This window comes from Rheinheimera sp. KL1 (assembly GCF_001275035.1).
Taxonomy (GTDB): Bacteria; Pseudomonadota; Gammaproteobacteria; order Enterobacterales; family Alteromonadaceae; genus Pararheinheimera; species Pararheinheimera tangshanensis.
On sequence record NZ_LAMX01000026.1, the window covers coordinates 93,127 to 118,955 of the forward strand.

The 25,829-nt window shown below is 46.6% G+C and carries 26 protein-coding genes; 10 read left to right on the forward strand and 16 right to left on the reverse strand.

Translation table 11 applies throughout. The features are described 5' to 3' along the window. Complete coding sequence (locus tag WH43_RS14675) at positions 1 to 1,551, reverse strand: cytochrome ubiquinol oxidase subunit I (protein WP_053425347.1); 1,551 nt, start codon at positions 1,549 to 1,551, stop codon at positions 1 to 3. 244 nt (positions 1,552 to 1,795) lie between these two features. Here WH43_RS14675 and WH43_RS14680 point away from each other — a divergent pair, with 244 nt between their 5' ends. Further along, on the forward strand, positions 1,796 to 2,605 hold the full coding sequence (locus WH43_RS14680; RefSeq protein WP_053425348.1) for an NAD-dependent epimerase/dehydratase family protein: 810 nt from the start codon (positions 1,796 to 1,798) through the stop codon (positions 2,603 to 2,605). A gap of 8 nt (positions 2,606 to 2,613) precedes the next feature. Here WH43_RS14680 and WH43_RS14685 read toward each other — a convergent pair whose 3' ends face one another. Next, positions 2,614 to 2,814 carry a heavy-metal-associated domain-containing protein gene (locus tag WH43_RS14685; RefSeq protein WP_053425349.1) on the reverse strand — a complete coding sequence of 67 codons (201 nt, stop codon included), beginning with the start codon at positions 2,812 to 2,814 and terminating at the stop codon, positions 2,614 to 2,616. A gap of 162 nt (positions 2,815 to 2,976) precedes the next feature. Between WH43_RS14685 and WH43_RS14690 the strand changes: the two genes are divergently transcribed. Continuing rightward, on the forward strand, positions 2,977 to 5,154 hold the full coding sequence (locus WH43_RS14690; RefSeq protein WP_053425350.1) for a heavy metal translocating P-type ATPase: 2,178 nt from the start codon (positions 2,977 to 2,979) through the stop codon (positions 5,152 to 5,154). A gap of 1 nt (position 5,155) precedes the next feature. Then, positions 5,156 to 5,557 (forward strand): Cu(I)-responsive transcriptional regulator, encoded by a 402-nt coding sequence (gene cueR / locus WH43_RS14695; RefSeq protein ID WP_286049785.1) that lies wholly within the window; start codon positions 5,156 to 5,158, stop codon positions 5,555 to 5,557. A gap of 65 nt (positions 5,558 to 5,622) precedes the next feature. Here the strand turns inward: cueR and WH43_RS20755 are convergent, their stop codons facing one another. The 6 genes from WH43_RS20755 to WH43_RS20090 form a co-directional block, all read right to left on the reverse strand. After that, the gene (locus WH43_RS20755; RefSeq protein WP_286049839.1) at positions 5,623 to 6,411 is read right to left on the reverse strand and encodes a S8 family serine peptidase; all 789 of its coding nucleotides are present in this window, start codon (positions 6,409 to 6,411) and stop codon (positions 5,623 to 5,625) included. Positions 6,412 to 6,449: 38 nt separating this feature from the next. Next, positions 6,450 to 7,397 (reverse strand): S8 family serine peptidase, encoded by a 948-nt coding sequence (locus WH43_RS20760; RefSeq protein ID WP_286049786.1) that lies wholly within the window; start codon positions 7,395 to 7,397, stop codon positions 6,450 to 6,452. Positions 7,398 to 7,790: 393 nt separating this feature from the next. Further along, positions 7,791 to 9,176: a multicopper oxidase family protein gene (locus WH43_RS14705; RefSeq protein ID WP_053425351.1), complete on the reverse strand. Its 1,386-nt coding sequence runs from the start codon at positions 9,174 to 9,176 to the stop codon at positions 7,791 to 7,793. A gap of 12 nt (positions 9,177 to 9,188) precedes the next feature. After that, positions 9,189 to 10,580, reverse strand: a complete 1,392-nt coding sequence (locus WH43_RS14710; RefSeq protein WP_053425352.1) for a TolC family protein — start codon at positions 10,578 to 10,580, stop codon at positions 9,189 to 9,191. Next, complete coding sequence (locus tag WH43_RS20765) at positions 10,564 to 10,926, reverse strand: hypothetical protein (RefSeq protein ID WP_053425353.1); 363 nt, start codon at positions 10,924 to 10,926, stop codon at positions 10,564 to 10,566. The genes WH43_RS14710 and WH43_RS20765 overlap by 17 nt, the downstream gene beginning before the upstream one ends. A gap of 74 nt (positions 10,927 to 11,000) precedes the next feature. Further along, positions 11,001 to 11,429, reverse strand: coding sequence for a hypothetical protein (locus WH43_RS20090; protein ID WP_152342871.1), 429 nt, complete (start codon positions 11,427 to 11,429; stop codon positions 11,001 to 11,003). A gap of 166 nt (positions 11,430 to 11,595) precedes the next feature. Here WH43_RS20090 and WH43_RS14725 point away from each other — a divergent pair, with 166 nt between their 5' ends. Both WH43_RS14725 and WH43_RS14730 read left to right on the forward strand, forming a co-directional pair. Next, positions 11,596 to 11,955: a DUF3703 domain-containing protein gene (locus WH43_RS14725; RefSeq protein WP_053425355.1), complete on the forward strand. Its 360-nt coding sequence runs from the start codon at positions 11,596 to 11,598 to the stop codon at positions 11,953 to 11,955. Positions 11,956 to 12,022: 67 nt separating this feature from the next. Continuing rightward, on the forward strand, positions 12,023 to 13,600 hold the full coding sequence (locus WH43_RS14730) for an ATP-binding protein (protein ID WP_053425356.1): 1,578 nt from the start codon (positions 12,023 to 12,025) through the stop codon (positions 13,598 to 13,600). Here WH43_RS14730 and WH43_RS14735 read toward each other — a convergent pair. Continuing rightward, a complete protein-coding gene (locus tag WH43_RS14735) occupies positions 13,597 to 13,899 on the reverse strand; it encodes a DUF1330 domain-containing protein (RefSeq protein WP_053425357.1) in 303 nt (100 codons plus the stop codon). The two genes, WH43_RS14730 and WH43_RS14735, sit on opposite strands and share 4 nt — an antisense overlap. 76 nt (positions 13,900 to 13,975) lie before the next feature. Further along, entirely contained in the window at positions 13,976 to 14,299 is a 324-nt protein-coding gene (locus WH43_RS14740; protein ID WP_053425358.1) for a DUF4144 family protein, read from the reverse strand. 434 nt (positions 14,300 to 14,733) lie between these two features. On the opposite strand from WH43_RS14740, the gene nhaR reads away from it, so the two are divergent. After that, entirely contained in the window at positions 14,734 to 15,645 is a 912-nt protein-coding gene (gene nhaR / locus WH43_RS14745) for a transcriptional activator NhaR (protein ID WP_053425359.1), read from the forward strand. Here the strand turns inward: nhaR and WH43_RS14750 are convergent. Further along, the gene (locus tag WH43_RS14750) at positions 15,642 to 16,856 is read right to left on the reverse strand and encodes a methyl-accepting chemotaxis protein (RefSeq protein ID WP_053425360.1); all 1,215 of its coding nucleotides are present in this window, start codon (positions 16,854 to 16,856) and stop codon (positions 15,642 to 15,644) included. The two genes, nhaR and WH43_RS14750, sit on opposite strands and share 4 nt — an antisense overlap. 175 nt (positions 16,857 to 17,031) lie before the next feature. Between WH43_RS14750 and WH43_RS14755 the strand changes: the two genes are divergently transcribed. From WH43_RS14755 to WH43_RS14770, 4 genes are all read left to right on the forward strand, one after another. Next, on the forward strand, positions 17,032 to 17,262 hold the full coding sequence (locus tag WH43_RS14755) for a ParD-like family protein (protein ID WP_053425361.1): 231 nt from the start codon (positions 17,032 to 17,034) through the stop codon (positions 17,260 to 17,262). After that, complete coding sequence (gene map / locus WH43_RS14760; RefSeq protein WP_053425362.1) at positions 17,231 to 18,025, forward strand: type I methionyl aminopeptidase; 795 nt, start codon at positions 17,231 to 17,233, stop codon at positions 18,023 to 18,025. Before WH43_RS14755 ends, map begins: the two co-directional genes overlap by 32 nt. Beyond that, positions 18,022 to 18,843, forward strand: coding sequence for an SDR family oxidoreductase (locus WH43_RS14765; protein WP_053425363.1), 822 nt, complete (start codon positions 18,022 to 18,024; stop codon positions 18,841 to 18,843). The genes map and WH43_RS14765 overlap by 4 nt, the downstream gene beginning before the upstream one ends. A gap of 138 nt (positions 18,844 to 18,981) precedes the next feature. Beyond that, a complete protein-coding gene (locus tag WH43_RS14770; protein ID WP_053425557.1) occupies positions 18,982 to 19,182 on the forward strand; it encodes a hypothetical protein in 201 nt (66 codons plus the stop codon). Between the two features lie 54 nt (positions 19,183 to 19,236). On the opposite strand, the gene WH43_RS14775 is transcribed toward WH43_RS14770, so the two are convergent. The 5 genes from WH43_RS14775 to ppnP form a co-directional block, all read right to left on the reverse strand. Beyond that, the gene (locus WH43_RS14775) at positions 19,237 to 20,565 is read right to left on the reverse strand and encodes a hemolysin family protein (protein WP_053425364.1); all 1,329 of its coding nucleotides are present in this window, start codon (positions 20,563 to 20,565) and stop codon (positions 19,237 to 19,239) included. A 158-nt stretch (positions 20,566 to 20,723) separates the two neighbouring features. Beyond that, a complete protein-coding gene (locus WH43_RS14780; protein ID WP_053425365.1) occupies positions 20,724 to 21,797 on the reverse strand; it encodes a calcium/sodium antiporter in 1,074 nt (357 codons plus the stop codon). A gap of 220 nt (positions 21,798 to 22,017) precedes the next feature. Further along, positions 22,018 to 23,454: a DUF4397 domain-containing protein gene (locus WH43_RS14785; protein ID WP_053425366.1), complete on the reverse strand. Its 1,437-nt coding sequence runs from the start codon at positions 23,452 to 23,454 to the stop codon at positions 22,018 to 22,020. Between the two features lie 31 nt (positions 23,455 to 23,485). Beyond that, positions 23,486 to 25,297 carry an ABCB family ABC transporter ATP-binding protein/permease gene (locus WH43_RS14790; RefSeq protein ID WP_053425367.1) on the reverse strand — a complete coding sequence of 604 codons (1,812 nt, stop codon included), beginning with the start codon at positions 25,295 to 25,297 and terminating at the stop codon, positions 23,486 to 23,488. Positions 25,298 to 25,336: 39 nt separating this feature from the next. Beyond that, positions 25,337 to 25,618, reverse strand: coding sequence for a pyrimidine/purine nucleoside phosphorylase (gene ppnP, locus WH43_RS14795; protein WP_053425368.1), 282 nt, complete (start codon positions 25,616 to 25,618; stop codon positions 25,337 to 25,339). Between the last annotated feature and the right edge of the window lie 211 nt (positions 25,619 to 25,829).

Genomic DNA, 25,829 nt, shown 5'->3' on the forward strand with positions numbered 1-25,829 from the left:
TTAAACCTCCCGGGCCTGTTCGCCGTGATACTTGCCGGTATGGATAGACGCAGGGCCTTTGCGGGCGAAATGCTGCATCAACCAGACTTCGATGATCAGAAACACTGTATAAAGCGCGGTGATAGCCAATAAGCTGATCCAAATTTCTGTGGCGCTTAACTGAGAGGCTGCTAAATGAGTCGGCAGAATTTCACCTACAGCCCATGGCTGACGGCCATATTCAGCGACAAACCAACCGACCTCACAGGCAATCCATGGCAGTGGTAAAGAAAACAGCGCAGCTTTAAGCAGCCAACGTGGTTTTTCTGGCGTACGCTTGGCACTGTGATAAAAAGACAGGGCAAACACCAGCAGCATAATAAAGCCAGCAGCGACCATCACACGGAAGGACCAGAACAAGGGGGCTACTTTAGGTATGCTGTTTTGCACAGCTTGTTCCACCTGCTCTGCAGTGGCATTGACCGGGTCGTCTGTGTAGGCCATCAGCAATAAGCCATAACCTAAATCATTTTTTACCGCATCAAAAGCTGCAATATTTTCAGCTGTTTTTTCACCCGCGCGCAGTTTTTTCAACAAGCCATAAGCAGTTTGCCCATTGATAATGCGTTGACGATGAATTTCTTTCAGCTCTGCAAGCCCCATCACTTCTTTGTCCAAAGATCGGGTGGCTATCAGGCCCATAGCGCCCGGAATTTTCAGCGCATAGTCTGTGGTTTGAGTTTCTTCGTTTGGAATACCGAATAGGGTGAAATCTGCTGGTGCTTCGTGGGTTTTCCACTCAGCTTCTACTGCAGCCAATTTCACTTTTTGTACATCACCTAACTCATAACCAGATTCGTCACCTAACACAATGACAGACAAAGCGCTGGCTAAACCAAAAGCTGAAGCGATGGCAAAACTACGGCGGGCAAAAGCTAAGTCGCGACCTTTGAGCATATACCAGGCCGAAATGGCCAGTACAAACATGGCGCCTGTGACATAACCTGCTGAGACAGTATGAACAAACTTCACCTGTGCGACAGGGTTAAACACTACTTCACTGAAGCTGACCATCTCCATACGCATGGTCTCGAAATTAAATTCTGCGCCGACCGGATGTTGCATCCAGCCATTGGCGATTAAAATCCACAGCGCTGATAAGTTCGAGGCTAAGGCGACCAACCAGGTGACGGCTAAGTGTTGGACTTTGCTCAGCCTGTCCCAACCAAAAAAGAACAAGCCGACTAAGGTAGACTCAAGGAAAAATGCCATCAAGCCTTCAATAGCCAGAGGTGCACCAAAAATGTCACCGACATAATGCGAATAATAGGACCAGTTGGTGCCAAACTGGAATTCCATCGCTATACCAGTGGTCACACCTAAAGCGAAGTTAATGGCAAACAGCTTGCCCCAGAATTTAGTCATGTCGCGGTAAATTTCTTTACCCGTCATCACATAGACTGACTCCATGATAGCCAGCAAGAAGGTCATACCCAAAGTTAAGGGTACAAATAAGAAGTGGTACATTGCCGTAGCGGCAAACTGTAACCTTGAGAGTTCTACAACATCCATTCGGATTGCTCCTCCATATGGAACTGTGGGTCTGGGCCGTTGTTTTGCTTAAAGCTCCAGTCAGTAGCTAAAACTCATACATCAGAATGAGTGAAGGCCAAATTACGCCTTTTGTTGCTGGCTGGTGTTGATGCCGATCAAGAAAAATCGATGCTTCAGTTCAAATCCTGGAAAATTTGATAAAAATCGCATCAGTTATTCTGTTACCATCAAATTCCATATCAGGGGAGTGAAGGCATTAAAGATGAAAATTTTAGTGATTGGTGCGGGCTGGTTAGGGACTCAACTGGCAACTCAGTTAAAAACAGATGGCCACGAGTTATGGCTTAGCAGTCGCAGTGCAAGCAAATCTTCTGTGGTGACAGAACAGTTTGGTCATTTTGTGCTGGATTTAGCACAATCTGTGCGGCCTACTGCTGAGTTGGGGTCTTTATTCAAAGATGCTCTGATCCTTTGTACTGTGCCTGCCAGCCGCTCTGATGGTGAGGGTTATATAAGAGCGCTGACTCAGTTAGCGACTTTGATGAAACAGTTAGGTGCTGCAGCTTGTATTCATTTAAGCAGCACTGGTATTTATGAAGGTTTGACAGGCAATGTGGATGAGAAAAGTCAGCTACAACTCGCTGATCCGCGTATTGCATTGCTGGAAGCTGGTGAAAAATTACTAGCAGCGGCAGTGCCTTGCTGTACGTTACGTTTGGCTGGTTTAATTGGTCCTGGCCGTCATCCGGCCCGATTTTTATCCGGCAAGCAAGCAGGCGCGGCTGACGTGGCTGTGAATATGGTGCATAGCAGCGATATCTGCAGCGCTGTTTCTGCGATAGTTCAGCAGCAGTTATGGCCAGAGCTGTTTAACTTATCCTGTCCTGAGTTTTGCTCAAAAGCGGAGTTTTACTTAACGGCTTGTGAACTGGCCTCCTTGCCAGCTCCGCAGTTTGAGTCGAGCAGCACAGCGACACCAAGCCGCAGAGTACTCAGCACTAAATCTCAGACTATCACTGGTTTTCACTATCAATTTGAGTCAGCCTTGGCGGCTTTACCTTTTTGCAGCTGAGCTAAACTCTAAACTTCTGTAGCCGGGTAACCGGCTTCATCCAGCGCTGCAATAATCTCCTCTGCCGTTACTATGCTCTCCACACTGACCTGTTGCTGTGCTAAGTCTACTGTCACTTTGGCATCGGTCTGTAGCGCTGCGATCGCTTTATTGACCATACTGATGCAGTGATTGCAAGTCATACCTGTAACGTTCAATTGAACTTTCATTTTATCTTTCCTCTTTAGCGAATGGGGGGCCCACCATGATCTAAGTTTGACCTGTGGTAAGGTCAACTACTATTTTTTATTTTTTTGGTTGACCTTACCCTGATGGCAAGCTTTAGCCTTATTGCTATCGGGTCATCGCACCTTTTTATCTGGAGTCATAGTATGTCTGAACAGATCCAACTGAATATCAATGGAATGAGCTGTGCTTCCTGTGTGGGGCGTATTGAAAAAGCTTTAGCCAAAGTGACAGGTGTTGAACAAGTGAGTGTCAATCTGGCCAGTGAAACGGCCACAGTCAGCGGCTTGTCTGTGTCAACTGACTTACTGCTAGCGGCGGTGGAGAAAGCTGGTTATCAGGCCAGTCTGCCAGAAAAAAAGATCCAGGCTGAACAGAAGCAGACTGCTTTTTATCAGCAGGAATGGTGGCCTGTGCTCGCAAGCATGGTACTGACCTTACCTTTAGTACTGCCTATGGTTGGTTTACTTTTTGGTCAGGACTGGATGCTGGCTGCGTTTTGGCAATGGCTGCTGGCTACACCAGTACAGTTTTATTTTGGTGCACGTTTTTATAAAGCGGGCTGGGCAGCAGTGAAAGCTGGCAGTGGCAATATGGATTTATTGGTGGCTATAGGCACCAGTGCAGCATATGGCTTGTCCTTGTATTTGTGGTGGAGTTTTACTGCGCTGCATGGACAACACGGCGCGCCTCATTTGTATTTTGAAAGCAGCAGCGCGGTTTTAAGTCTGGTGCTTTTAGGTAAATATCTGGAACATAAAGCGAAAAAACGCACCACTGATGCACTAAGAGCACTGGAAAACTTAAAACCTGCAGTAGCCACTGTGTTTCAACAGGGACTCTGGGTGGACGTTAAAGCAGAGACTGTGCAACAAGGCGATTTGGTGTTGGTCAAACCTGGCGAGCGCGTTCCGGTGGATGCGGTGGTGGAGCAAGGCCAAAGCCATGTCGATGAGGCCTTGATTAGCGGCGAGTCTGTACCTGTCAGTAAAATGCCGACCGATAAAGTGACAGGAGGCTCTGTTAATCTGGATGGTGTACTACAAATCCGTGCTACTGCAGTGGGTGCTGAATCGACTCTGTCCCGCATTATTCAACTGGTAGAGCAGGCGCAGGGAGCCAAGGCTCCAGTGCAGGCCTTAGTCGATAAAATCAGCGCTATTTTTGTGCCTGTGGTTTTACTGATAGCCCTGGCGACCCTGGTCGGTTGGGGTCTGCTGACAGACAACTGGGTGACGGGTATTTTAAATGCAGTTGCTGTATTGGTCATTGCTTGTCCTTGCGCACTGGGATTAGCAACACCAGCAGCTATCATGGCGGGCACAGGTTCAGCCGCGCGTTCAGGTATTTTGATCAAGGATGCGATAGCGCTGGAGCACGCGAAGGCTGTGACTTTGGTCGTATTTGACAAAACCGGCACCTTAACTCAGGGCAAAGCTGTGTTGCAGCAAGTCAGCAATCTGGCTGATGAACCTGATGCATTACTATGGGCTGCCTCATTGCAGCAACACAGCGAACATCCGCTGGCTAAAGCTGTAGTGAGTTACGCCACAGCGCATCAGGTGGCCGCTTTGGAGGTGACTGAGTTTCAGGTGATCGCAGGCAAAGGGGTGCAAGGCAAAGTACAAGGGCACAACCTGGTCCTTGGCAGTAGTCACTGGATGCAGCAGTTGGGCATAGAGTTGCCAGTGGATCAGATTAAAACCAGTGGCGCTTCCGTGTCCTGGTTAGCTGAGCAACAAGCTAACGACAGCTATAAGTTAGTCGCACTGTTTTGTTTTACCGACGAATTAAAGCCTGATGCAGTGCAAGCTGTGAATTTGTTAAAGCAACAAGCTATTGCTGTCGCCATGCTGACAGGTGACAGTAAACAAAGTGCGGCACTCATAGCGCAGCAGCTGGATTTAACTGACTGGAAGGCAGAGGTGTTACCGGCAGACAAAGCTGCGGTCATTCAGAGCTGGCAGCAGCAGGGTTATCGGGTGGCTATGGTTGGCGATGGTATTAATGATGCCCCAGCTTTGGCCCAGGCGGATTTAGGTATAGCGATGGCGAGTGGCACTGAAGTGGCCGTCAGTGCTTCGGCTATGACCCTAATGCGCAGTAAGCCCTCTCTGGTGAGTGCAGCGTTGCAGATAGCGCGGCTGAGCTACCGTAAAATTCAGCAGAATTTGTTTTGGGCTTTTATTTTTAATGTGATCGGTATTCCTTTGGCCGCTTTGGGTTATTTAAATCCGGTTATTGCTGGAGCCGCTATGGCGTGCAGCAGTTTATTTGTCATTAGCAATGCCTTGTTGTTACAGCGTTGGAGAGCTGAGGAGTAAAATGATGGCAACTTTAGTGACCATAGGCCAGGCGGCTAAACAAACCGGACTTTCTGCCAAAATGATCCGGCATTATGAAGAAGCGGGTTTGCTTAAAAAAGCCAACAGGACAGATGCCGGGTACCGCTTGTACAGCAGTCAACAGCTGCAACAACTGAGTTTTATTAAACAAGCCCGAACTTTGGGTTTTTCTATAGCTCAGGTCAGTTCTTTACTGGATTTATGGCGAAATCCACAGCGTAGCAGTAAAGAGGTCAAACAATTGGCTGAACAGCATCTGGATGAAATTAAACAAAAAGTCGCCGAGCTGCAGCAGATGCAAAAGGTATTACAGCAATTGGCGGATAGCTGTTGTGGGGATGATCAACCCCAGTGTGCAATTCTGGATGGCTTACAAAAATAAAAGTTCGAGCTTTTTAAAAAAAAGATCCCGACTTTTGTCGGGATCTTCAGCTAAAAGCCCAGGGATTAAGGCTGATAAGAAGTTGTTAAAGTGATACCTGATGCCGCTGTGTAACCACGAATACCAATATGGTAAGTGGCTGCTACAGGGTTATTAAAGGTACAGCTTTCTGTATTGCCATTGAGGTATGGACGGCAATCATAGGTTGACGTCGTCGGTTGTGAACCACGACGGACATATAGATCCGCATCACCTGTACCGCCAGAGGTATTGACAGTCAGTACTCTCATACCCGCTGGTACTACGACTGTGTAGTATTTCCAGCTATTTGCACCGACACTGATGTTGTTGATGGCCGAGGTTGCTCCTGTACCACCGCCGCCGCCAGTGCCTGATGCAGCAGCTACAGCAGCTGCTGCATCAACAATACCAGTACCACAACTGGTACAAGTCGCAGGGAAAGAACGGGTAGTGGTTTTCAGGATGTTTTCAATTTCATCTGGTGTTGCCGCTGGTTTTTTCTGGGCAATTAATGCCGCTACACCAGCCACATGAGGTGCAGCCATGGATGTACCTTGGCTGTAACCGTAGCTGTCTGAACCCGGTGTAGTAGTTCCAGTGTTGTAAGTCGACAGAATACCATTTGGATCATTAGCCGAGTTCATCGCGCCACCAGGTGCAGCGACATCAATAGAGGTACCGTAGTTTGAGTAGTAAGCACGACCACCGCTGCGATTGGTGGAGGCTACGTTGACCACACCAGCGCAGTTACCTGGGTTGAAGTTGTTGGCGTTACCGTTGTCGTTACCTGATGCAATGACAACCACAGTGCCACGTGAGCGGGCTGAATTAATAGCAGCCTGGGTGGTAGAGTCACATGCGCCTGAACCACCTAACTCATGTTGATGACTTTTGCGGGGTTAGCGTTCGCCGGAACACCGGACACTGTGCCACCTGAAGCCCAGATAATACCGTCTGCGATATCTGAAGTATAACCACCACATTTGCCCAGTACACGCACTGGTACTACTTTAGCTCCATAGGCAACACCAGCTACACCTGAACCGTTATTGGTCACTGCAGCGACTGTACCAGCGACGTGCGTACCATGCCATGAAGAATCTTGTGCTGGGTTTGAGCCGCCGCATTCATTGGCCAACACCCAGTCACCCGGATCCCTCGCATCAGAGTCACGAGCATTGCCATCGTTACCGACAAAACTGTCAGAAATCATGTCGTAGCCAGGCAGGATATTGGCATTTAAATCAGCGTGCGGACGGTAACCTGTGTCTAACACAGCCACTACCACACCAGCTCCTGTGGCATTATCCCATGCAGTGTTTGCACGTAAACCGCCTGTAGACTCGTAGTAATGCCATTGACTGGTGTACTGGGTATCGTTTGGTATTGCTGCGATTTGTAACATGCGGTCTTCTTCAACCGATTCTACCATTGGATCCTGAGCAAGCAGTTCGATCGTACGAGCTGTTTCAGCTTTTGACAGACGGCGCTCCGCTTTGACTACATGGCGGTTGGCTACCGCTAAAGAACGCACAAAGCGCATAGGCTCACCAGCTCGGCTGGATAATTCAGAAGCGGCATGAGCTTTTAACTGACTAACTGAGTTTGTAGCAGCACCGGTTAAACCCTGAGCAGATAAAGTCGCTGCACTTTTGTATTTCACGATAAAACGGGTTGGTGGCTCGATAGCTTTGGTTTCGTTGATCTCTACAGTGATACCAGATTTTTGGGGGGCAGCCTGCACAGCAGTCGCCACCAAGGACAGCGCGGACAAAGTAAGCAATGAGACTTTGGATAAGTTAAATGTTTTATGTTGCATTTTGTTCTCTCGGATTATTGTTATGTGAATTGCCTCATCCATGGAAACCCTGTCCCTTATTTAGTTAATGTACTGGGCAGGCAATAGGATGATTGGTCAATAATTTGTTAATGTAAATAGGTTTATATTTATCAAATTTAATCTTTTGTTTTCATTTTTTCGGTTTTATCAGAGTTTTATGCGATAAGTTGCTTGTGTGGAGCGGCGAAAATGCTGGGTTTGATTACAATTTGTAACAAGTGTATGTTTATTGAAAAAAGTTATTAGATATATATAAAAGGTATAACTAGTGGTGTTTTATTGGTCAGTTGTCTGTTTTTTGTTGGTCTTTGCCACTACCGGCAGAGTAACTGGCAGTAAAAAAGCCCTGAGATCAGGGCTTTTTCATTCTGTTTAATGGTGGGAGTGTGAATTCGGTTTTCTTACCTTCAGTGTATCTGTACTTTCTGTGGTATCCGCTTTTGCGGATGTCACTTCTGGTACTTCTCCTGTCCATTCCTGAGCTATAGTACCGGCTGGATGTGGATACCAGCCCGGATCTTTGTAATCGCCAGGTGCCTGATCTTTCCGGACTTTAAACACGCTGAACATACCGCCCATTTCCACGGAGCCAAAAGGTCCATCACCTGACATCATTGGTAAGGTATTAGCCGGTAGCGGCATCTTCATTTCAGTCATATCTGCCATACCACGTTCACCCATGACCATATAATCCGGCACCAGTTTATTGATTTTTTGCATCAAACCACTGTGATCCACCCCAATCAGCGTCGGTACGTCATGGCCCATCGCATTCATCGTATGATGCGATTTGTGGCAATGGAAAGCCCAGTCACCTTCTTCGTCCGCCAGTAATTCAATTTGTCGCATCTGACCTACAGCCACATCTGTGGTGACTTCAGGCCAGCGGGCAGAAGGCGGTACAGGACCACCGTCTGTACCTGTGACCGTAAATTCATGACCGTGAATATGAATAGGGTGATTGGTCATGGTCAGATTACCCACCCGGATCCGGACTTTATCGTTTTTACGCACCACCAAAGGATCGATGCCGGGGAAGACGCGACTATTCCAGGTCCAGAGATTAAAGTCGGTCATGGTCATGATTTTAGGCGTGGCACTGCCAGGCTCTATATCGTAAGCATTCAGCAGAAAACAGAAATCGCGATCCACCTCGTCTATATGCGGATGGGCCTCTTTTGGGTGAGTGATCCACATACCCATCATACCCATCGCCATTTGTACCATTTCGTCGGCATGAGGGTGATACATAAAAGTACCAGGGCGGCGGGCGATGAACTCATACATAAAGGTTTTACCGGGCTTGATGGCGCGCTGATTTAAGCCGGCGACTCCATCCATACCATTAGGTAAACGCTGGCCATGCCAGTGGATAGAGGTATGTTCGGGTAACTTGTTGGTAACAAAAATCCGCACTCTGTCGCCTTCCACCACTTCAATAGTAGGGCCTGGCGACTGGCCGTTATAACCCCATAAATGCGCTTTCATCCCTGGTGCCAGTTCACGCACTACAGGCTCTGCCACTAGATGAAATTCTTTTACGCCATTATTCATCCGCCACGGCAAAGTCCAGCCGTTTAGCGTGACAACAGGGTTATAAGGTCGGCCAGTGTTGGGTATTAAGGGATCCATAGTGTCAGCGGATTGCTGGATCACAGGTTCAGGCAAGGTGGCCATTGAGCTTTTGCTGACTGCGGCTACACCTACAGCAGCTGTAATAGCACCGACTTTTTTTAATAAATCACGACGGGTGAGCATCACATTCTCCTGTTAATGACCAGCTGCAGTAGCTGAAGTGTTGATAATTTCCGTTGCTGTTGGCAGCTGCAGTGTTGGGCTGCCCCACAGCGCTTGTTGTAAAGCCAGTTGTGAGAGATAAAAATCGCGTTGTGCTGTCATTTGTCCTGTCACAGTGCTGACCTGTGCCTGAGTGTCGGCAATCAGTTCAAATACACCAATCAGCATGCCGTTATACCGCAGTACATTTTGCTGATTGATTTTCTGCGCCAGTGGCACTAGCTGGTCCTGATAATGCCGGGCAACCTGATAAGAATGCTGCTGCAGGCTGTAAGCCTGACGTACTTCAGACAACGCTTTTTGTTCCAGAGCTTTGGCTTGCCACCAGGCTTGCAGGTATTGCGCCTGAGCTTTGTTGATACGCTGTGCGCCAGAGTCAAACAAGGGTAATTCAATGCCTAAAGCCACTTCACGTTCTGCACTGTGTTGCACTGATCCTGCAATTTCACCAGATAAACCGCGGACAAAACGGCTGTTCTCATTTTGCTCAAGTTGTAACTGTAGTTGCTTTAATCTGACTTTAGCTTGTTGCAGATCCAATCGTTGTTCCAGCGCTTGTTGTTCTAACTGATGTTGTGGTTGCATTTCAGTCGGAATCGCAGGCAGGTAAGCGGGTAATTGCAAGGAAACTGCAGCGTCAGACAGACCAAGCGCAAGAAGAAGGCGCTCGCGACTTTGTTGTTGCTGTTGTTGTGCTGTCGCCAGTTGCAGACGAATTTCTGCGGCAAACTTTTGTTGGCGTGCGTGCTGCAGTTCACTGTAGTTGCCGACCTGATACATGCGACTGGCCAGTTCAGCCGAGGCTTCTATTGCTTCCTGTACTGTCTGCAAATAGCTAAAACGCTGTTGTGCCACCACGGCTTCAATAAAAGCGCTGCGACTTTGGCTTAACAATTCCTGCAACTGAAGAGCCACCTGCTGTTGCTGTTGCACAGCCTGTTGTTCTGCTATGGCCTGATTGGATTTGAAAAACAGAAAGCCAAATAAGTCAAAAGAGAAATCAAGTTCTGTGTTATAGCTTTCTTCTTCGCGGCTGCGGATCACTCTCAGGCCCGGATTAGGTAACAAACCGGCCTGAGCCAACTCAGCTCGGCTAATGTCCAAAGATGACAAACTCGCCAGAAACTCAGGGTTGTTTAATACCGCGATACGACTGACGTTTTGCAATGACAAAGGCCCGGCTAATAGTCGTTCCACTTCCTGTTCAGTCTCTGCTCTTAACGCGGGGTCTACCGGAGCCAGAGTCAGCTGTTGCCGTTCGGCTTGTTGTATCAGCGCATTATTTTGTTGCAGCTGAGAGGTCCCGGCACAAGCGCTCAGTAAAACCAGCGCGGCCAAAGGCGATAATTTAGTGATGATGCTCATGCTGATCTCCTGCTGCTGGTTTTGGTACTGTCTGCTTGGAAGTTGCATGGCCCGAATGCTGCGAGTGATCCATGTCGGGCTCAGCCTTATGTCCGTTGTGGCCCGAATGCTGCGAGTGGTCCATGGCAGCATGACCACCTGCTTCCTGAATATAAAATTGCCAGCCACCCAGTTCCGCCACCTTTTTATTGGCCTGGATCCAGTCAGATGCTTTTTCTTCAGAGCTGGTGAACAGCGGGGGCAATTGTTGTAACACTGATACCTCTGGTGAAGCGAAAGAGATACCCGAATGAGTCATCAATAAACCGCAGGCACAACGAAGTGCTTTGTTTTTGACAGAGTGCATAAGAAAACCTGTTTTACACTGAAAAACTATTGAGAAAGGCTGGATGCAGAGCCTTCACCTACTAAAAAGTATGATCAGCTGTATAAACGAGGCGGACGTTCCAGACCAGAACTGGTTAAAGGGAATAAAAAGGAAGTTGAACTGAAGATCCGCTCAGTTTGATTTTTTTCGGGCGGTATCCCGCAGGGATCCATCATCAAGACAGCAGAAGCACAACTGATAGCGCAGCCTGAGCAGGAGCTTTTATGTCCGGCATTGGAGAGGTCTGCGTCCTGATCTTGCTGTTCCATCATCTCTGCATGCTGTTCGGTGCTGTGAGCCCTATGATCAGACATCTGATGTGCTGTAGTACCCGAATTCTGGTGATGAGAAGAGGAGGTTGAATGAGAGCCGTGATCTGGCCCACAACACAACATAGCGGCAGCTGCTACTCCTTTAAACAAGAGTAAGCTAATAAGCACCATTAACCTGAGCCAGGGCGTTTGTCCCTGATTTCTGTTCATGTTTTTCTGCTTGCTTGTGCCATAGGATAAAACTGACGTCACCCTAATACAAAACAGCTTGAAACTCAAGAGCCACAAGACTCAGAGCCGGGCAAGCTAAGTATTGACGGAATACAAAAGCGGCGTCATTGTAAACAAAACACTAAGGAAACAACTCGAGCTTGCTATGTATTCAGATACAATCCGTGCTTTTCATGCAGAAATAAAACAAGCAATGACAGCCCGCCGTCGACAGCAGTGGCAACAGGCCTGGTTTCATCTTGAGCGAGCCCATATTTTAGGCCAACAAGATTTTATTCTGCATATGCATACTCACTGGCAGATGTTAAAGCTGGCCGCCGATCAAATAAACTGGCTGGAAGTTCGTGGTCAGTTGTTGCGTCTGATTCTGACTCCCGTCGGCCATTTAACAGGGCGTTTGCCTTTGGGTAACCCAGGTTCCAGCCGTTACTCTGTATTGGAATCTGTGCCAGTGCCTGATGATTTACAAGCTTTATTAGAAAAGTCTGAGCAAGACCAGCGGTAAGGTGTAGTGTTTCTTTTTGTGGTATGGTTTGAGGTAGATTTTTTGTTGTCAGCCAAGGAGCGAAAGCATGCAGGTTGCCCAAATTCCGCTTAATGAGCAGGAAAGATTAAAAGCACTGCTGAAGTTACAAATCCTGGATACTGAACCTGATGCCACTTTTGATGCCATTACCTCTTTGGCTACTACTTTGTTTCAGGTTCCGATAGCCCTGGTGTCTTTGATTGATGAGCAACGACAGTGGTTTAAAAGTAAACAAGGGCTGGAGGTCTGTCAGACTGATCGCAAACTAGCGTTTTGCGCTCATGCTATTTTGCAGCCAGATATTTTTATCGTCGAGGATGCATCTAAAGACGAACGTTTTGCCGATAATCCGCTGGTGTGCACTATCCCCAATATCAGATTTTATGCCGGATGTCCGTTAATTGATGAAGCAGGCTTTGCACTGGGCACTTTATGCGTGATTGATGGAAAACCACGCACTATGTCTGAGCAGGACAAAGCTGTGTTGCGAAAACTGGCGGTATTGGTGATGGACAGATTGAAGGAGCACAAACAAAAACTTCAGACTGAACATAAATTGCAACTGCTGGACTTACTGCTGGATTCTATTCCTGATGCCTTAGTGGCTTGTGACAGTGAGGGGCATCTGGAGCAATTTAATAAAGTTGCCCGCGACTGGCATGGGGTGGATGTTCGCAAGTGTGAAGCACAGCTGTGGAGTCATCACTATAACTTGTATGAAGAGAATGGCCATACAGTGCTGCCCGTGGAACGAATACCTTTGCTCCGGGCTTTTCATGGCGAGACTGTGGTTGGACAGGATATTTGTATTAAGAGTAAGGGGCAGCCTCCACGTTGGGTGAGTTGCCGAGGAGAGCAGCTAAAAACACGCTCAGGTCAGCTGTTAGGGGCTTTAGTTTTGATGCATGACATCAGTGAGCAAAAGCAACTGGAACAGATGAAAACTGATTTTATTTCTACCGTCAGTCATGAATTACGTACCCCTATTACTGCCATTAGTGGTGGTTTGGATTTAGTGATCAATCAGGTTTTAGGGCCTGTTCCTGAAAAAGCTTTAGCTATGCTGAAGGTGGCCGGCCAAAATAGTAAAAGACTGCAGTTACTGGTAAATGACTTACTGGATATGGAGAAACTCAGCGCAGGGAAAATGGATTTCTGTCTGCAGCCTTGCGATTTGGCTGTCGAATGTCAGCAAGCTATCGCACAAAATCAACCTTATGCCGATAAGTTTGGTGTTCACTTGCGGATACTCAATACAGAATCTGTTCAGATGCAGCTGGATAACCACAGGCTGCAGCAGGTATTGAGTAACTTATTATCCAACGCTATTAAATACTCAAAAGCTGGTGCTGAAGTCACACTGAGTTACGCTCAGCAGGGTAACAAGACGCGTATTCAGGTCGAAGACAAAGGTGAAGGCATACCGCTACATTTTCAGGAGAAAGTCTTCCAGCGTTTTGCTCAGGCGGATGGCTCTGATTCCAAAGCCAAATCTGGCACAGGTTTGGGACTTGCGATCAGTAAAGCCATTATTGAGTCTATGGGAGGCAGCATAGGTTTTCATTCAGTGCCTGGACAGGGCACAGTATTTTTTTGTGATTTTCCCTGCTCAACACAAACTTAATCTGCTGTTTGATAGCTTGCCAGTATATGAGTCTCCAGCACTGCAGGTTCAAAATACTGTTGCCGTATCACCAGGTAGTCAGGATGGCTGAAAAAGCTGTCCATCAGCTGTTGGCTGGCAAATGAAATAGTGAAGACTCTGTTGATGGCGGAATCTGCAGGTCGAAGGCTTTTTTGTACTATAAAATCACAGCCAAAGTCTCCTTGATGCTGGTGCAACAAAGGTGTCATTAAACGGCGATATTCAGCATAAAGTTCAGCATTTTTTACCTGAAGTCCAACCAATACTTCAACTCGCATCGTTTTGTCCCAGTTCGATAAGAGCTGTTACTTTAAGCGGCATCAGGCGGTAAAACAAGTCAGGATTGTCTTATTGTCAGTCCCCATCATCCGCTAACAACTTAAATAATTCCGGAATAGAAGTAGCCTGAATTTTTATCGCGCAAGTTTGAGCCAGGGCAAAAAAATGAGCCTGAACTAAGGCTGTCAGCTCTGGTTGCGTAAATTGTTTGCACGGGGCAGGTAAGTGGTTATGTTGAACTTGATGCAACAGATAAGCTTGTCCTGTTGCGTCAACCACCAGATCCTCAGGAGTTAAATAGGCCTGTTGCAACTGATACTGCTTAATAAAACTGCTCTGCGTCGCTATATAGAGCAGCTCGTCCTGATTTGCTAACTTAAAAATAACGGGGTAGTTCATTGTCAATAACTCTTATCCGGATTCCGCCCATTGGACTTGCAACACGTAGTTGCCATTTACATGGAGGCAGGGAAGAGATAAAGCAAGTGAGGTTGCAGCTAGGCGACAAGGGAATGAGTCCCCATGAACATAGTTCACGCTATGATTGGGGCGAAGCTCTTTTTAAAAAGCCAGGGCAGTCAACAAAGCTGTAGCTTCAAGGGCGAGGGCTAAATCGTCGCAACAACGTTCCCGACAGTTGCGACATACCGCCCATCCCTGGACATAAAAAAGCCCCTTGCAAGCAAGGGGCAAAAGGCGCGGATGAGCCTATGGGTTAAACTATGTCTGTGACATTCTGCAGGAACCTCACAACAGTTACTGTTATACGCCCTTTACTTTGTCAGTAAAAATCGAATATAACTTCCAATATGTTCGTAAATAATTGAGTTAATATGACCCCCGTTAATTACAACCAGCTGTATTATTTTTATCTGGTCGCTGAGCACGGCAGTATTGCCCGGGTCAGTGAGTTGTTGCATATCACGCCGCAAACCATCAGTGGACAAATCAGTGCCTTTGAACATGGTATTGGTACTGCGCTGTTTTCCCGACAGGGTAAGCGACTGATCCCAACTGAGTTAGGCGTTGTAGTGCAACGTTATGCCGCTGATATCTTTCAATTGGGGGATGAGCTTAAAGCTGTACTGACCCGTCAGCACAGCAGTTGGCAAAATTTTAGTGTCGGTATCACAGACGTTTTGCCTAAGGCTTTTGTTTATGAAATGCTCAGACCTGTTTTGCAGTTGCCAATTAAGCTGATTTGCCGTGAAGGTGAGCAAGCCGGATTGTTGTCTGAACTTGCGATCAATAAACTGGATATGGTGTTGTCGGATCAACCTATTCAGCCTGGCAGCCATGTCAAAGCCTACAGTCATTTAGTCACCGAATCTCCAATGGCCGTTTATGCCTGTGAAGCTTTAGCTGAACAACTCAGCGCAGATTTCCCGCGTTCCCTGCACGATCAACCTTTTCTGTTACAAGGTAAAAAATCCATAATCCGCCAGCAGTTAATGGGCTGGTTTAATGAAGTGGAGGTGCAGCCGGATGTCGTAGCTGAATTTGATGACAGTGCCTTGATGCAGGCTTTTGCCCAGCAGGGCTTGGGTGCTTTTGCTGCTCCCTTATTGCTGGAAACTCAACTGCTGAACAACTATCGTCTGTTAAAAGTCGGAGTGATCCACAGAGTTACAGAACGTTTTTATGCGATATCGCCTGAGCGTAAACTGACTCACCCGGCCGTATTGCAACTGGTCAAAGCATTGCAACAGGATGGCCGGGCTGATGTTGAAAAAACTAAAAGTTAAGCCGCAGAAAAAGGCTGCAGTTGTTGTTGGGTGCGTTTAGTTCCGGATAACAGCTGCTCTGTGGCCTGATCTATAGCGGCCATCTGTTGATACGCCAGATTGGTGCCTTGTTCAATTTCTGTCAGGTGATGATGGTTTTGTTCTGAGCTATGCGCCAGTTGCTGCACATGCTGCTGAATATGATTCAGTTGCTGCTGGGCATTTTTAAGTTGTTGCTCCAGTTGACTAAAATCACCACTGGTTTGCTGGATCTGTTGCTGGGCTGCGCCAGCTTGTTGTTGCAGTTGCTCGGATTCGTTCTTTGTATCGCGAACCAATACATCCATTTCATTCAGGAAACCAGAGATTTGGCCTGTAGCGCTGTTGACTTTAGCTGCCAGAGTGCGCACTTCGTCAGCGACCACGGCAAAACCACGACCCGCTTCGCCCGCCCGTGCGGCTTCAATAGCTGCATTAAGTGCCAACAGGTTGGTTTGATCGGAGAAGTTCTCCACCATCAACAAAATCTGCCGCACGTTTTCGGCGTTTTTCTGCAAACCTGTCACAGTGCCACCAAAGTTAGCTAGTAGCTGCTCGATTTTATGCAGTTGGCTGGTGAGCTGATCCAGTTGAGTACTGGCGGTTCTGGCGTTATGGACTGTGCTACTGGCAACTTGTATCACCTGATCGTTGCTTTGCACTATTTCGGCTAAACGTTGCAAGGACTGATCACTTTGTTGGCGGATTTGCTGACTGTTTTGCTCAGCTCCCTGCAATTGATGTCTGGTACTGTGCACAGCTTCTGCCACTTGCTGGTTGACTGCAAAGTTGCTGGACGCTTGCTGATGAATACCTCGTAACATCGCGGATAATTGCTCAACAAATAAATTGTATTGCTCAGACAAAGTACGAAATTCATCAAAAGTAAAAGCAGGTAAACGGGTTTTTAGATCGCTGCCTGCCTGGTTGGCGTGCTGCAGAGCGTCGACCAGAGCTTTGACCGGACGCACAATGAGATGCATCAGATAGCCGATAGTGAATACAAAAGCGCCGGTACCAAGCACCAAAATCCACCACCAGCTTTGTCCTGCGCTCCCTTCATCCGGGTAAGCTGCAAACATCGCCAGCCAGAAAATCAACGTTAAAAAGCCAATATTACCGACAATTTTTAATGTCAGGCTGTAGAAAAACTGCCGCTCAACTGCATTGTAAATATCGTTAAATAAGCTCATGTCCTGACTCTCAGTCTTAGTTCCAAACCCAATTGCTGATGTTGAACTTTAACCTCTTGTGACAGAGGCTTTATTGTCCTATGTCATACCATACCCAGTTTTTAGCTATTTTTTAAGTGCATTCGAAGGATTGTTTTTATACAATTAGTGTATGAAATGTATATGAAGCGTAGTTATGGGTATAGTAAAAATATCGGACGACCTGCATGATGATTTGCGGGAAGCCAGCAGGGTGATGGCGCGTTCCATTAACGCTCAGGCTGAATTCTGGATCCGGGTCGGCATGTTGGCTGAGCTGAACCCTCAGCTTAGTTACCAGGAATTGTGTCGTAAATTATTAAAAAACAAATCTACAACTTTGCAGGACTTACTGAATGAACTCGATCCATCTGAAAACCCCGGCTGAACTGGACCTCCAACACAAAGCCGGACAGTTGCTGGCTCAGGTCTTTCTGATGCTGGATGAGCTGGTGCAGCCTGGCATCAGTACCATGCAAATTAACGATGCAGTGGAGGATTTTATCCGCGGGCCTTTAGCGTCAAGACCTGCCAGCAAAGGTCAGTATGACTATCAGTATGTACTCAATAGCTCTATCAATGAGGTGGTCTGCCATGGCGTGCCCAAACCTGCTGATATTTTAAAAGAAGGCGATATTGTCAATCTGGACATTACATTGGAAAAGGATGGTTTTATCGCCGACTCCAGCAAAATGTATTGCGTAGGTAAGGTCAGTCCTGTAGCACAGGCTTTAGTGGATGTAACTTATCAGGCGCTGTGGCAGGGCATTTATCAGATGAAACCCGGCGCCCGTTTAGGTGACATAGCGGCTGCCGTACAGCACCATGCTGAGCGGCATGGTTATTCTGTCGTGCGTGAATACTGTGGTCATGGCATAGGGCGTGAGATGCACGAAGAGCCACAAATTTTGCACTACGGTAAAGCAGGCACAGGTCTTACTCTAAAGCCTGGCATGGTATTTACCATTGAACCTATGATCAATCAGGGCGACAGAAGAGTAAAACAAAAATCTGACGGCTGGACTGTGGTGACCAAGGATAAGAAGTTATCAGCCCAGTGGGAGCATACAGTGGCTGTGACTGACACCGGTTTTCTGGTGTTAACACTAAGACCAGATGAACAACACTTAGTGCAGGCAGGCCAGCGATGAGCAAAACTATACTGATCACCGGCTGCTCCAGCGGTATAGGCAAAGCTTTGGCGTTAGAGGCTAAACAACAAGGCTATAGAGTTTTTGCCACAGCACGAAAAGAGACTGATCTGCAGCAACTAAAGCAGATGGGTCTGGAAACTATAGCACTGGAAATGACCAACCCAGATTCTGTGAAACAAGCTGTGGTGCAGTTGCAGCGACAAGCAGGGCGTTTGGATATTCTGGTGAATAATGCTGGTTTTGGTGTTATGGGGCCAGTGCTGGACGCCGGGGCTGAAGGCTTACGTCAGCAGTTTGAAGTCAACGTATTTGCGGTGATGGATTTAACTCAGGCTTGTTTGCCTTTGCTGTTACAAAGCAAAGGCCTTGTCGTCAATATTGGCAGTGTATCTGGGATAATAACCACACCTTTTGCTGGCGTTTATTGTGCCTCTAAAGCGGCGCTACATAGCTTGTCTGATGCACTGCGAATGGAACTAGCGCCTTTAGGTGTGCGGGTATTGACTGTGCAGCCTGGAGCTATTGCTACTGGTTTTGCCCAAAGAGCAAAACTTGAAGCTGAGCAGTTGTTAAAAGCGGATTCACTCTGGTGGCCTATGCGTGATGGTGTGATGCTGCGCGCTAATGCCAGTCAAAACCAACCTACATCAGCAGAACGTTTTGCCAAACGTTTAGTACGAGAGCTGAATAAAGCCGATTGCAGCGGTGCTGTGGGTATAGGGCATGGTGCTTTCACTTTACCTCTGTTAGCCAGACTACTACCACGAAAACTACTTGATAAAATATTGAGTCGCAAATTTAAGCTGGTGAGCTAAGCATTAGAGAAGATCTTTCTGTGGATCAACAGCTTAGGATTTGTTCGAAAAATTGTGCAAATTTTCATCGAAAACTGCTTGCCTGCTGCTGAATATTTCACCACTATGACTGTCGCTTTTCTGCAGGGAGTGACTTATATGACATCTAACTTTATGCGAACTGTGCACTTGAAAACTGCACAACAATTCAAAGAACAAGGCCATGATGTGCAATATGTGGTGAAGCATTTCCACAAAGTGGGTATCCCGGAAGATGAGATACCGGAACTCTTGCCGCTACTGGGTTTTAGCTTTGAAGTCGACCCCTTGGCACTGCCAAACAAGGGCCGTAAAGATTAATTATTCAACCAACAACGCCACTTTTCAGTGCGTTGTTGGTATGTTGCACCAGTGCTAGTCGTGCATCTCATCTGCGGCAGACTGCATATCCGCCATTTGTTTCGGCGTTAGTTCAATAGCTAATACTTTGTCTACCCGTTTGCCATCCATATCAACAATTTCCAATTGCCAGTTATGCAGCAGCACTTTATCTGCAGTCTGTGGAATTTTGCCCATTAACAGCATCAATAAGCCATTTAAGGTCTGATAGTTACGCTGGTTTTCTTCAGGTAACTGATGTAAACCTAAACAGTCTTTTAGATCGATAATAGGTAGCAAGCCGTCCAGCAAGTACGAACCATCATCACGCTGCACCACCATTAAATCTTCGCCGTCATCCGGGTTCAGTTCACCTGTTAAGGCTTCCATTAAATCCTGCAGCGTCACCATGCCTTTTAAGTCGCCATATTCATCGACAACAAAAACAACCTGACGTGCTGTTGTACGGAAATGCTCCAATAATTCCATGCCAGTTAAACTGTCAGGCACATAATGACAAGGTTGGACCAATGACGACAAATCCGTAAGCTGACCTGCGACAGATTGTGCCAGCAATTGTTTGGCGGAGACTATCCCAATCAACTCATCTGCGCTCTGTTTGCAGACCGGAAAGCGGGAGTGTGGCGATTGCATCACGCGATGTAAGTTATCTTCCATACTGATGGCAGTGTCTAAAAAGATAATGTCAGAACGGGGTACCATCAAGGATGAAATCGAACGTTCATCCAGACGGAATACGTTCTTCACCATCGCATGTTCATTGTGTTCAATAGCACCTGAACTGGAGCCTTCCAGTAACATGGCCTGAATGTCTTCATGGGTCACATTGGATTCAGTGCTGTGAGCAAAACCAAAGAGCCGCATCAGACCGTGAGTTGAGCCGGATAATAACCAGACAAAAGGTTTTGTCACGATAGCCAGTAACAGCATAGGTTTGGCCATTAAGCAGGCGATAGATTCGGCACTGATTTGACCCACACGTTTAGGTACTAACTCACCCACAACGATAGACACATAAGTCACCACTATAACCACTAAAGCTGTGGCAAAAATGCTGCTGAATTCTGGAGCCATACCCAGACTTTGCAGCCACAGAGCAAAAGGTTCGGCAAGAATAGATTCACCGAAGATACCGTTTAAGATACCTATAGACGTAATACCAATCTGGACTGTCGATAAAAATTGAGTAGGGTCTTCAGCCAATTTCAGCGCTATGGCGGCGGAGGATTTGCCTTTTTGTGCCAGAGCTGTTAAACGCGATTTTTTGGCGGTGACGATAGCAATTTCAGACATGGCAAAAATGCCATTTAATACGATAAGTCCAACAAGTATAAAGATTTCCATGGGGTCTCATTGAGGTTATGAACTGCGACGGATTATATAAACAAAAGCAGGGGTTGGATAGTGCTCAAATCGGGCAGCAGATACAGATCATCTAAATGTCATACTGGATACAAATAAAAACAGGCCCTACTGGGCCTGTTGTGACGTTTTTGGCTAACTCATTGATGTATTTGTTTGTTTTTTATGCGGTCATGGATAAATGAGGCGACCACGTAAAGTACAACCACAGGCAACAAACCGTACAAAATACCTTGTTGTAAGTCTGGCAGATAAGCCTCCTTTAACGCCATAGCCACCAGATACCAAGTGTAGGCGATGTAGAGCAGCATAAAGAGTAAACCTTCGATGCGGTTCAGCACTGAGCCGATAAAAAACAGCGGTACACAAAGCACTGCCACACCTACCATCACCGGAATATCGACCATGGCCATTTGCTCACCAGCCAGCAGGGGGAGAGGAGACACCAGACCTGAGATACCCAGTACACACAGGATATTGAATATATTGCTGCCTACGACGTTGCCGACAGCTATATCACGCTCACCACGAATAGTTGCCACTATAGAGGTGACCACTTCAGGTAAAGAGGTGCCAGCCGCCACTATGGTTAAACCTATAACAGCTTCATTGATACCCCAGGCCCGAGCAATTTCCACTGCACTTTCGACCAGCCAGCGTGCGCCTAATACCAGCAATATCAAACCACCTACGACCAGCAAAACATTTTGCCATGCCGGTGTATTGGACTTGAGCATAGCTTCCACTTCTTCATCAACAGTGTCAGCGCCTTTGGCTTTGCCCTGACGGAATAAAAACCAGGTGTAAGCTAAAAGGCCAGCAAATAAAATCGCTGCTTCCAGTTTGCTGACACTGCCATCTAAAGTCATCAAAAGCGCTATGACAGACACCAGAACCATAATAGGCACATCCTGGCGGATCAACTGACGTGAAATAATCAGAGGCGAAATCATCGCCGCAGCGCCTAAAATAAACAGCACATTAAAGATGTTACTGCCGACCGCATTGGCAATCGCCAATTCTGCCTGACCAGAATATGCAGCTTTTACACTGACAGCTAATTCAGGTGCACTGGTACCAAATGCGACCACTGTTAAACCTATCACTAAAGCCGGGATTCCAAAAGATCCTGCTAAACGTGCAGCCCCTTTGACTAATAAATCAGCACCAACGACCAGTAATACCAGGCCAACCAGCAAAAAAATCCAGGTCATGCGTTACTCCATCTGATGATTTTAATTGGCCGCTAATGTAGAGGAAAAACATGGATGTTGGAAGAGCGAAGCCGGATAAAGTCTTGCCAATAGTTTGGCAAGACCCGGCTGAGCGCCAACGGCTCTGACCGTTGGCCAGGTTGTGTTCGAATAGTGCGCAAAGGACTGCAAAAAAAGGCCCGCTGTTCAGACGGGCCTTTGTTACAAAACCAGCTGCGGCTTAGTACTGCAAACTGATTTTATAACCTGTTTCAGTATCAGGATCTTTTTCTGCGACCAGCAGGTAAGAACTGCCCTGAATAAATTCAATTTCATCAGTTTGCGCCAGCAGGGTTTTGTTGTTATTTAAATCCTTGCGCACCAGTAACACCCTATAGCTGTCTAGCGGCAGAGTAATGCTCGCGCTGGTGGCATCGTTGATGCTGCTGATGTAGTACAAGGTGGTTTCCATGGTTTTGCCTGGTGGCACAAAATAGATGCTGACGTTTTCAAAGTCAGGTATCACGTTCACCACATTAAAAACAAAGTCGTATACTTGAGGAGTCGCGCTGTCAGTGACCGACATCACTGTTGGCTGGTCATTTTCGTCACGGTAAAAGATCAGACTTTTGCTTTGACCCTGATTTAAGGTTAACAAACCGTTTGGAATTTGGCTGGACCCTTCGTTTGCTGTTAACGTCACTCTGTAATCACCATGTGGTATTTCAACATAAGAGGTCAGAGTATCCGCTGCTACATCAGCAAAAACCGGCGTACCATTGGTGCTGCCAGCATAAATTTGAGCCGGATCTAAATCGTTCAGACTGTTGTATACCCGGAATTGAGCGTTGCTGTTTACGTCTTCCAGTGGATAAACAGTAGTGGTATTGCCTATCACATCTAAAGCAATTTTACGTTTAAGCGGGCCTGCGTTGTCACGCAAAGCCAGAATATATTCTGTTTCGTAGCTAAAGGAGTACACCGGGCTTTGTAATACAACTTCTTTGCTGCCTGAGTCTGTCAGGTACAAAATGTAGCTGCCAATATCAAAAGTAACTGCTTCACTAAAGGCGTTTTGTCCTACGGTTGCAACAAAATCGGCGTCATCAAAATCTTCAGTGGAGCTGCTGATGTATAGATCCATGGTTTTATTTTCCGCCAGTAAATTGGCAAAGTAGACTTTAAACTGATCATCCAGCCCATCATCCCGCAAAAAGCTTAAATTCAGCAGTTTTGGCGCTTCGTAGTTATCTACCATAAAAAGCACAGTTTTTTGACTGGTTTTCATGCTGACCTGATCTTCCAGCACAGTCTGCACATCGCCACTGTTATCGGTGTAAGTGAAAGCTAAATCATAAGTTTCAGTATCTACAGTAGTTAAAGCTGTGGCGTCACCAAAAGCGGCACTGCCTAAAGTACTTTCCACTTCATCACTGTCTGTTAAGGTCAGTGTGGTGGTCGCGCTGTTGGATGAGCCGTTATAAAACTGCAGATAACTGCTTGGGTAGGTATCGTTGCCTTCTGATGAGCTACCGCCACCGCAGGCACTGAGTACAAAAAGGCTGGTAATTGGAATGATGAGCTGACGTAACAACATAGTGGTTTTCTTATCCTGTGAGAAATAAATACCGTCATCAGAACAAAAAAAATATGCCGGGTTCAGCTCTTTACCCGGCATTTACTTTGCTTAACCTAACTTAATATCAGCTTTACTCAGCTTTGGGTTTAGCCTCTTGCTGTTTGGCCCACAACTGTGCATAAAGCCCTTGTTGGGCAAGCAATTGCTGGTGGGTGCCAGCTTCAGCCACTTCGCCTTGTTGCAGCACTAATATCTTGTCCGCGTCGGTAATAGTCGACAACCGGTGCGCTATCACCACTGAAGTATGGTGTTTCGCCAGTTCACGCAAGGCTTTTAAAATAGCGGTTTCTGAGTGTGAATCCAAAGCTGAGGTGGCCTCATCAAAAATCAGAATGGGGGAGCCTTTTAACAATACTCTGGCTATGGCAATACGTTGTTTTTCTCCACCTGATACTTTTAAACCACGCTCACCGACTAAAGTTTGGTCGCCTTGAGGCAAACTTTGAATAAAGCTGTCCAGATGGGCCAACTTGATCACCTGATCCACTTCAGCCTCGCTGGCTTCAGGTTTACCGTAACGAATGTTTTCTCTGATGCTGGTGTTAAACAACACTGTATCCTGCGGCACTATGGCGATGCTTTGGCGTAATGAGCTTTGAGTCACATCACGTAAATCCTGCCCATCAATGCATATACTGCCGCTTTGGATGTCGTAAAAGCGGTACAACAATCTGGCTATGGTACTTTTACCTGCACCCGAAGCACCAACAATCGCCAGTTTCTGCCCAGGCTCTACCACAAAACTTAAGCCATTCAGAATAGGGCGGCCCGGCTGATAACTAAAATGTACTTGATTAAACTCAATACGACCTTGCTGCAACTGCAGCTCTGGTGCATTGGTTTTGTCTTTGATTTTCGCCTCTTTTTTCAAAAGGCCAAGCATATTTTCCAGATCGGTTAATGAGCGGCGGATTTCCCGATAGACAAAACCTAAAAAATTCAGCGGGATAAAAAGTTGTAGCATGTAGGCATTGACCATGGCCAAATCACCTAGCGTCAGCTCTTTGTTAAGCACTCCTTGCGCCGCCATCCACATCATTAAGGTAATGGCCAGCGCTATAATCAGCGCCTGACCAGAGTTTAACGCCAGCAGCGACATACGGTTTTTTAGCTTGGCAGTTTCCCAGTTGGCTAAAAACTGATCATAAGTGCGTTCTTCATAAGCTTCGTTATTGAAGTATTTGACGGTCTCATAGTTCAGCAAGCTATCAACAGCCCTGCTGTTGGTGGCTGAATCGGCCTGGTTAGCCTCACGGATATATTTATTGCGCCATTCGGTGACATAAAAAGTGAAAGCCACATACAAAGCTACAGCGACAAAAGTTAACACGGCATACCAGTAGGAAAACAGCAGTGCAAAAATCACCGCCACCAGCAGAATTTCCAGCAGGGTAGGCACAATGTTAAACATTAAAAACCGCATCAAAAAACTGATGCCGTTGGTGCCTCGCTCTATATCACGACTGATGCCACCGGTCTGACGGTCCAAATGAAAACTTAGTTCTAACTGGTGCAGATGATTAAATACCCGCAGACCAACTTTACGCATCGCATGTTCAGTCACTCTGCTAAACAATGCGTCACGTACTTCACCAAAAAACACTGAGCCGAAACGTAAAGCGCCATAAAACAACAGAAAGGCCAGTGGTAAAGTGATGACTGAGTTTAGGCTGGGATCTAAATCATCAATGATAAGTTTTAAAGCGTAAGGCAGATATAAAGTGGCTGCTTTGGCGGCAAGTAAAGCCGCTAAAGCCAATAATACCCTGCCTTTAAAGGCCCAGATATAGGGCCACATATACTCTACAGTTTGCTTCAGATTAAGAGCTTCGCTCTGCTTTAGTGCATCTGCTCTTTTCGCCACTGTTCCCATACCACGCATAAATCAGTTTTTCCTGAATAGGCGTGCCGGATACACACCTTATTGATAAGTACAAAGATAAGCTGTATCAGCTGCAACTTTTAATTGAAACTTCACCTGAGCAGGCACTTCAAATGAAGTTCCGCGCGCGAAGGTTTGCCACTGGGTCTGACCAGGTAATAATACGGTTAAAGCGCCGCTAATCACAGTTAAAACTTCATGCTGACTAGTACCGAATTCATACTCGCCCGGCGCCATTACACCCACTGTTGCTGGGAGTTCTTCGCCTTGAAAAGCTATGGATGTCACCTTGCCGTCAAAATAACTATTTACCTTAAACATCTGTTTTATTCCCCTGAAAAAATACTGCAACCAGTTAACCCGATTTCGCTTTTGAAATAAAGAGATTTCTGGGTGTTTAGATGTCTATTTCTGTATTGGGGAATTCAGTTTTGGTTCGGGCTTTTTTTAACAACTGTTGCTATACCTAAATAGCGATATCACAGAATGGAGTCTAAGTATCTGAATTTAATTCTCAATCAGCATTGGAGTC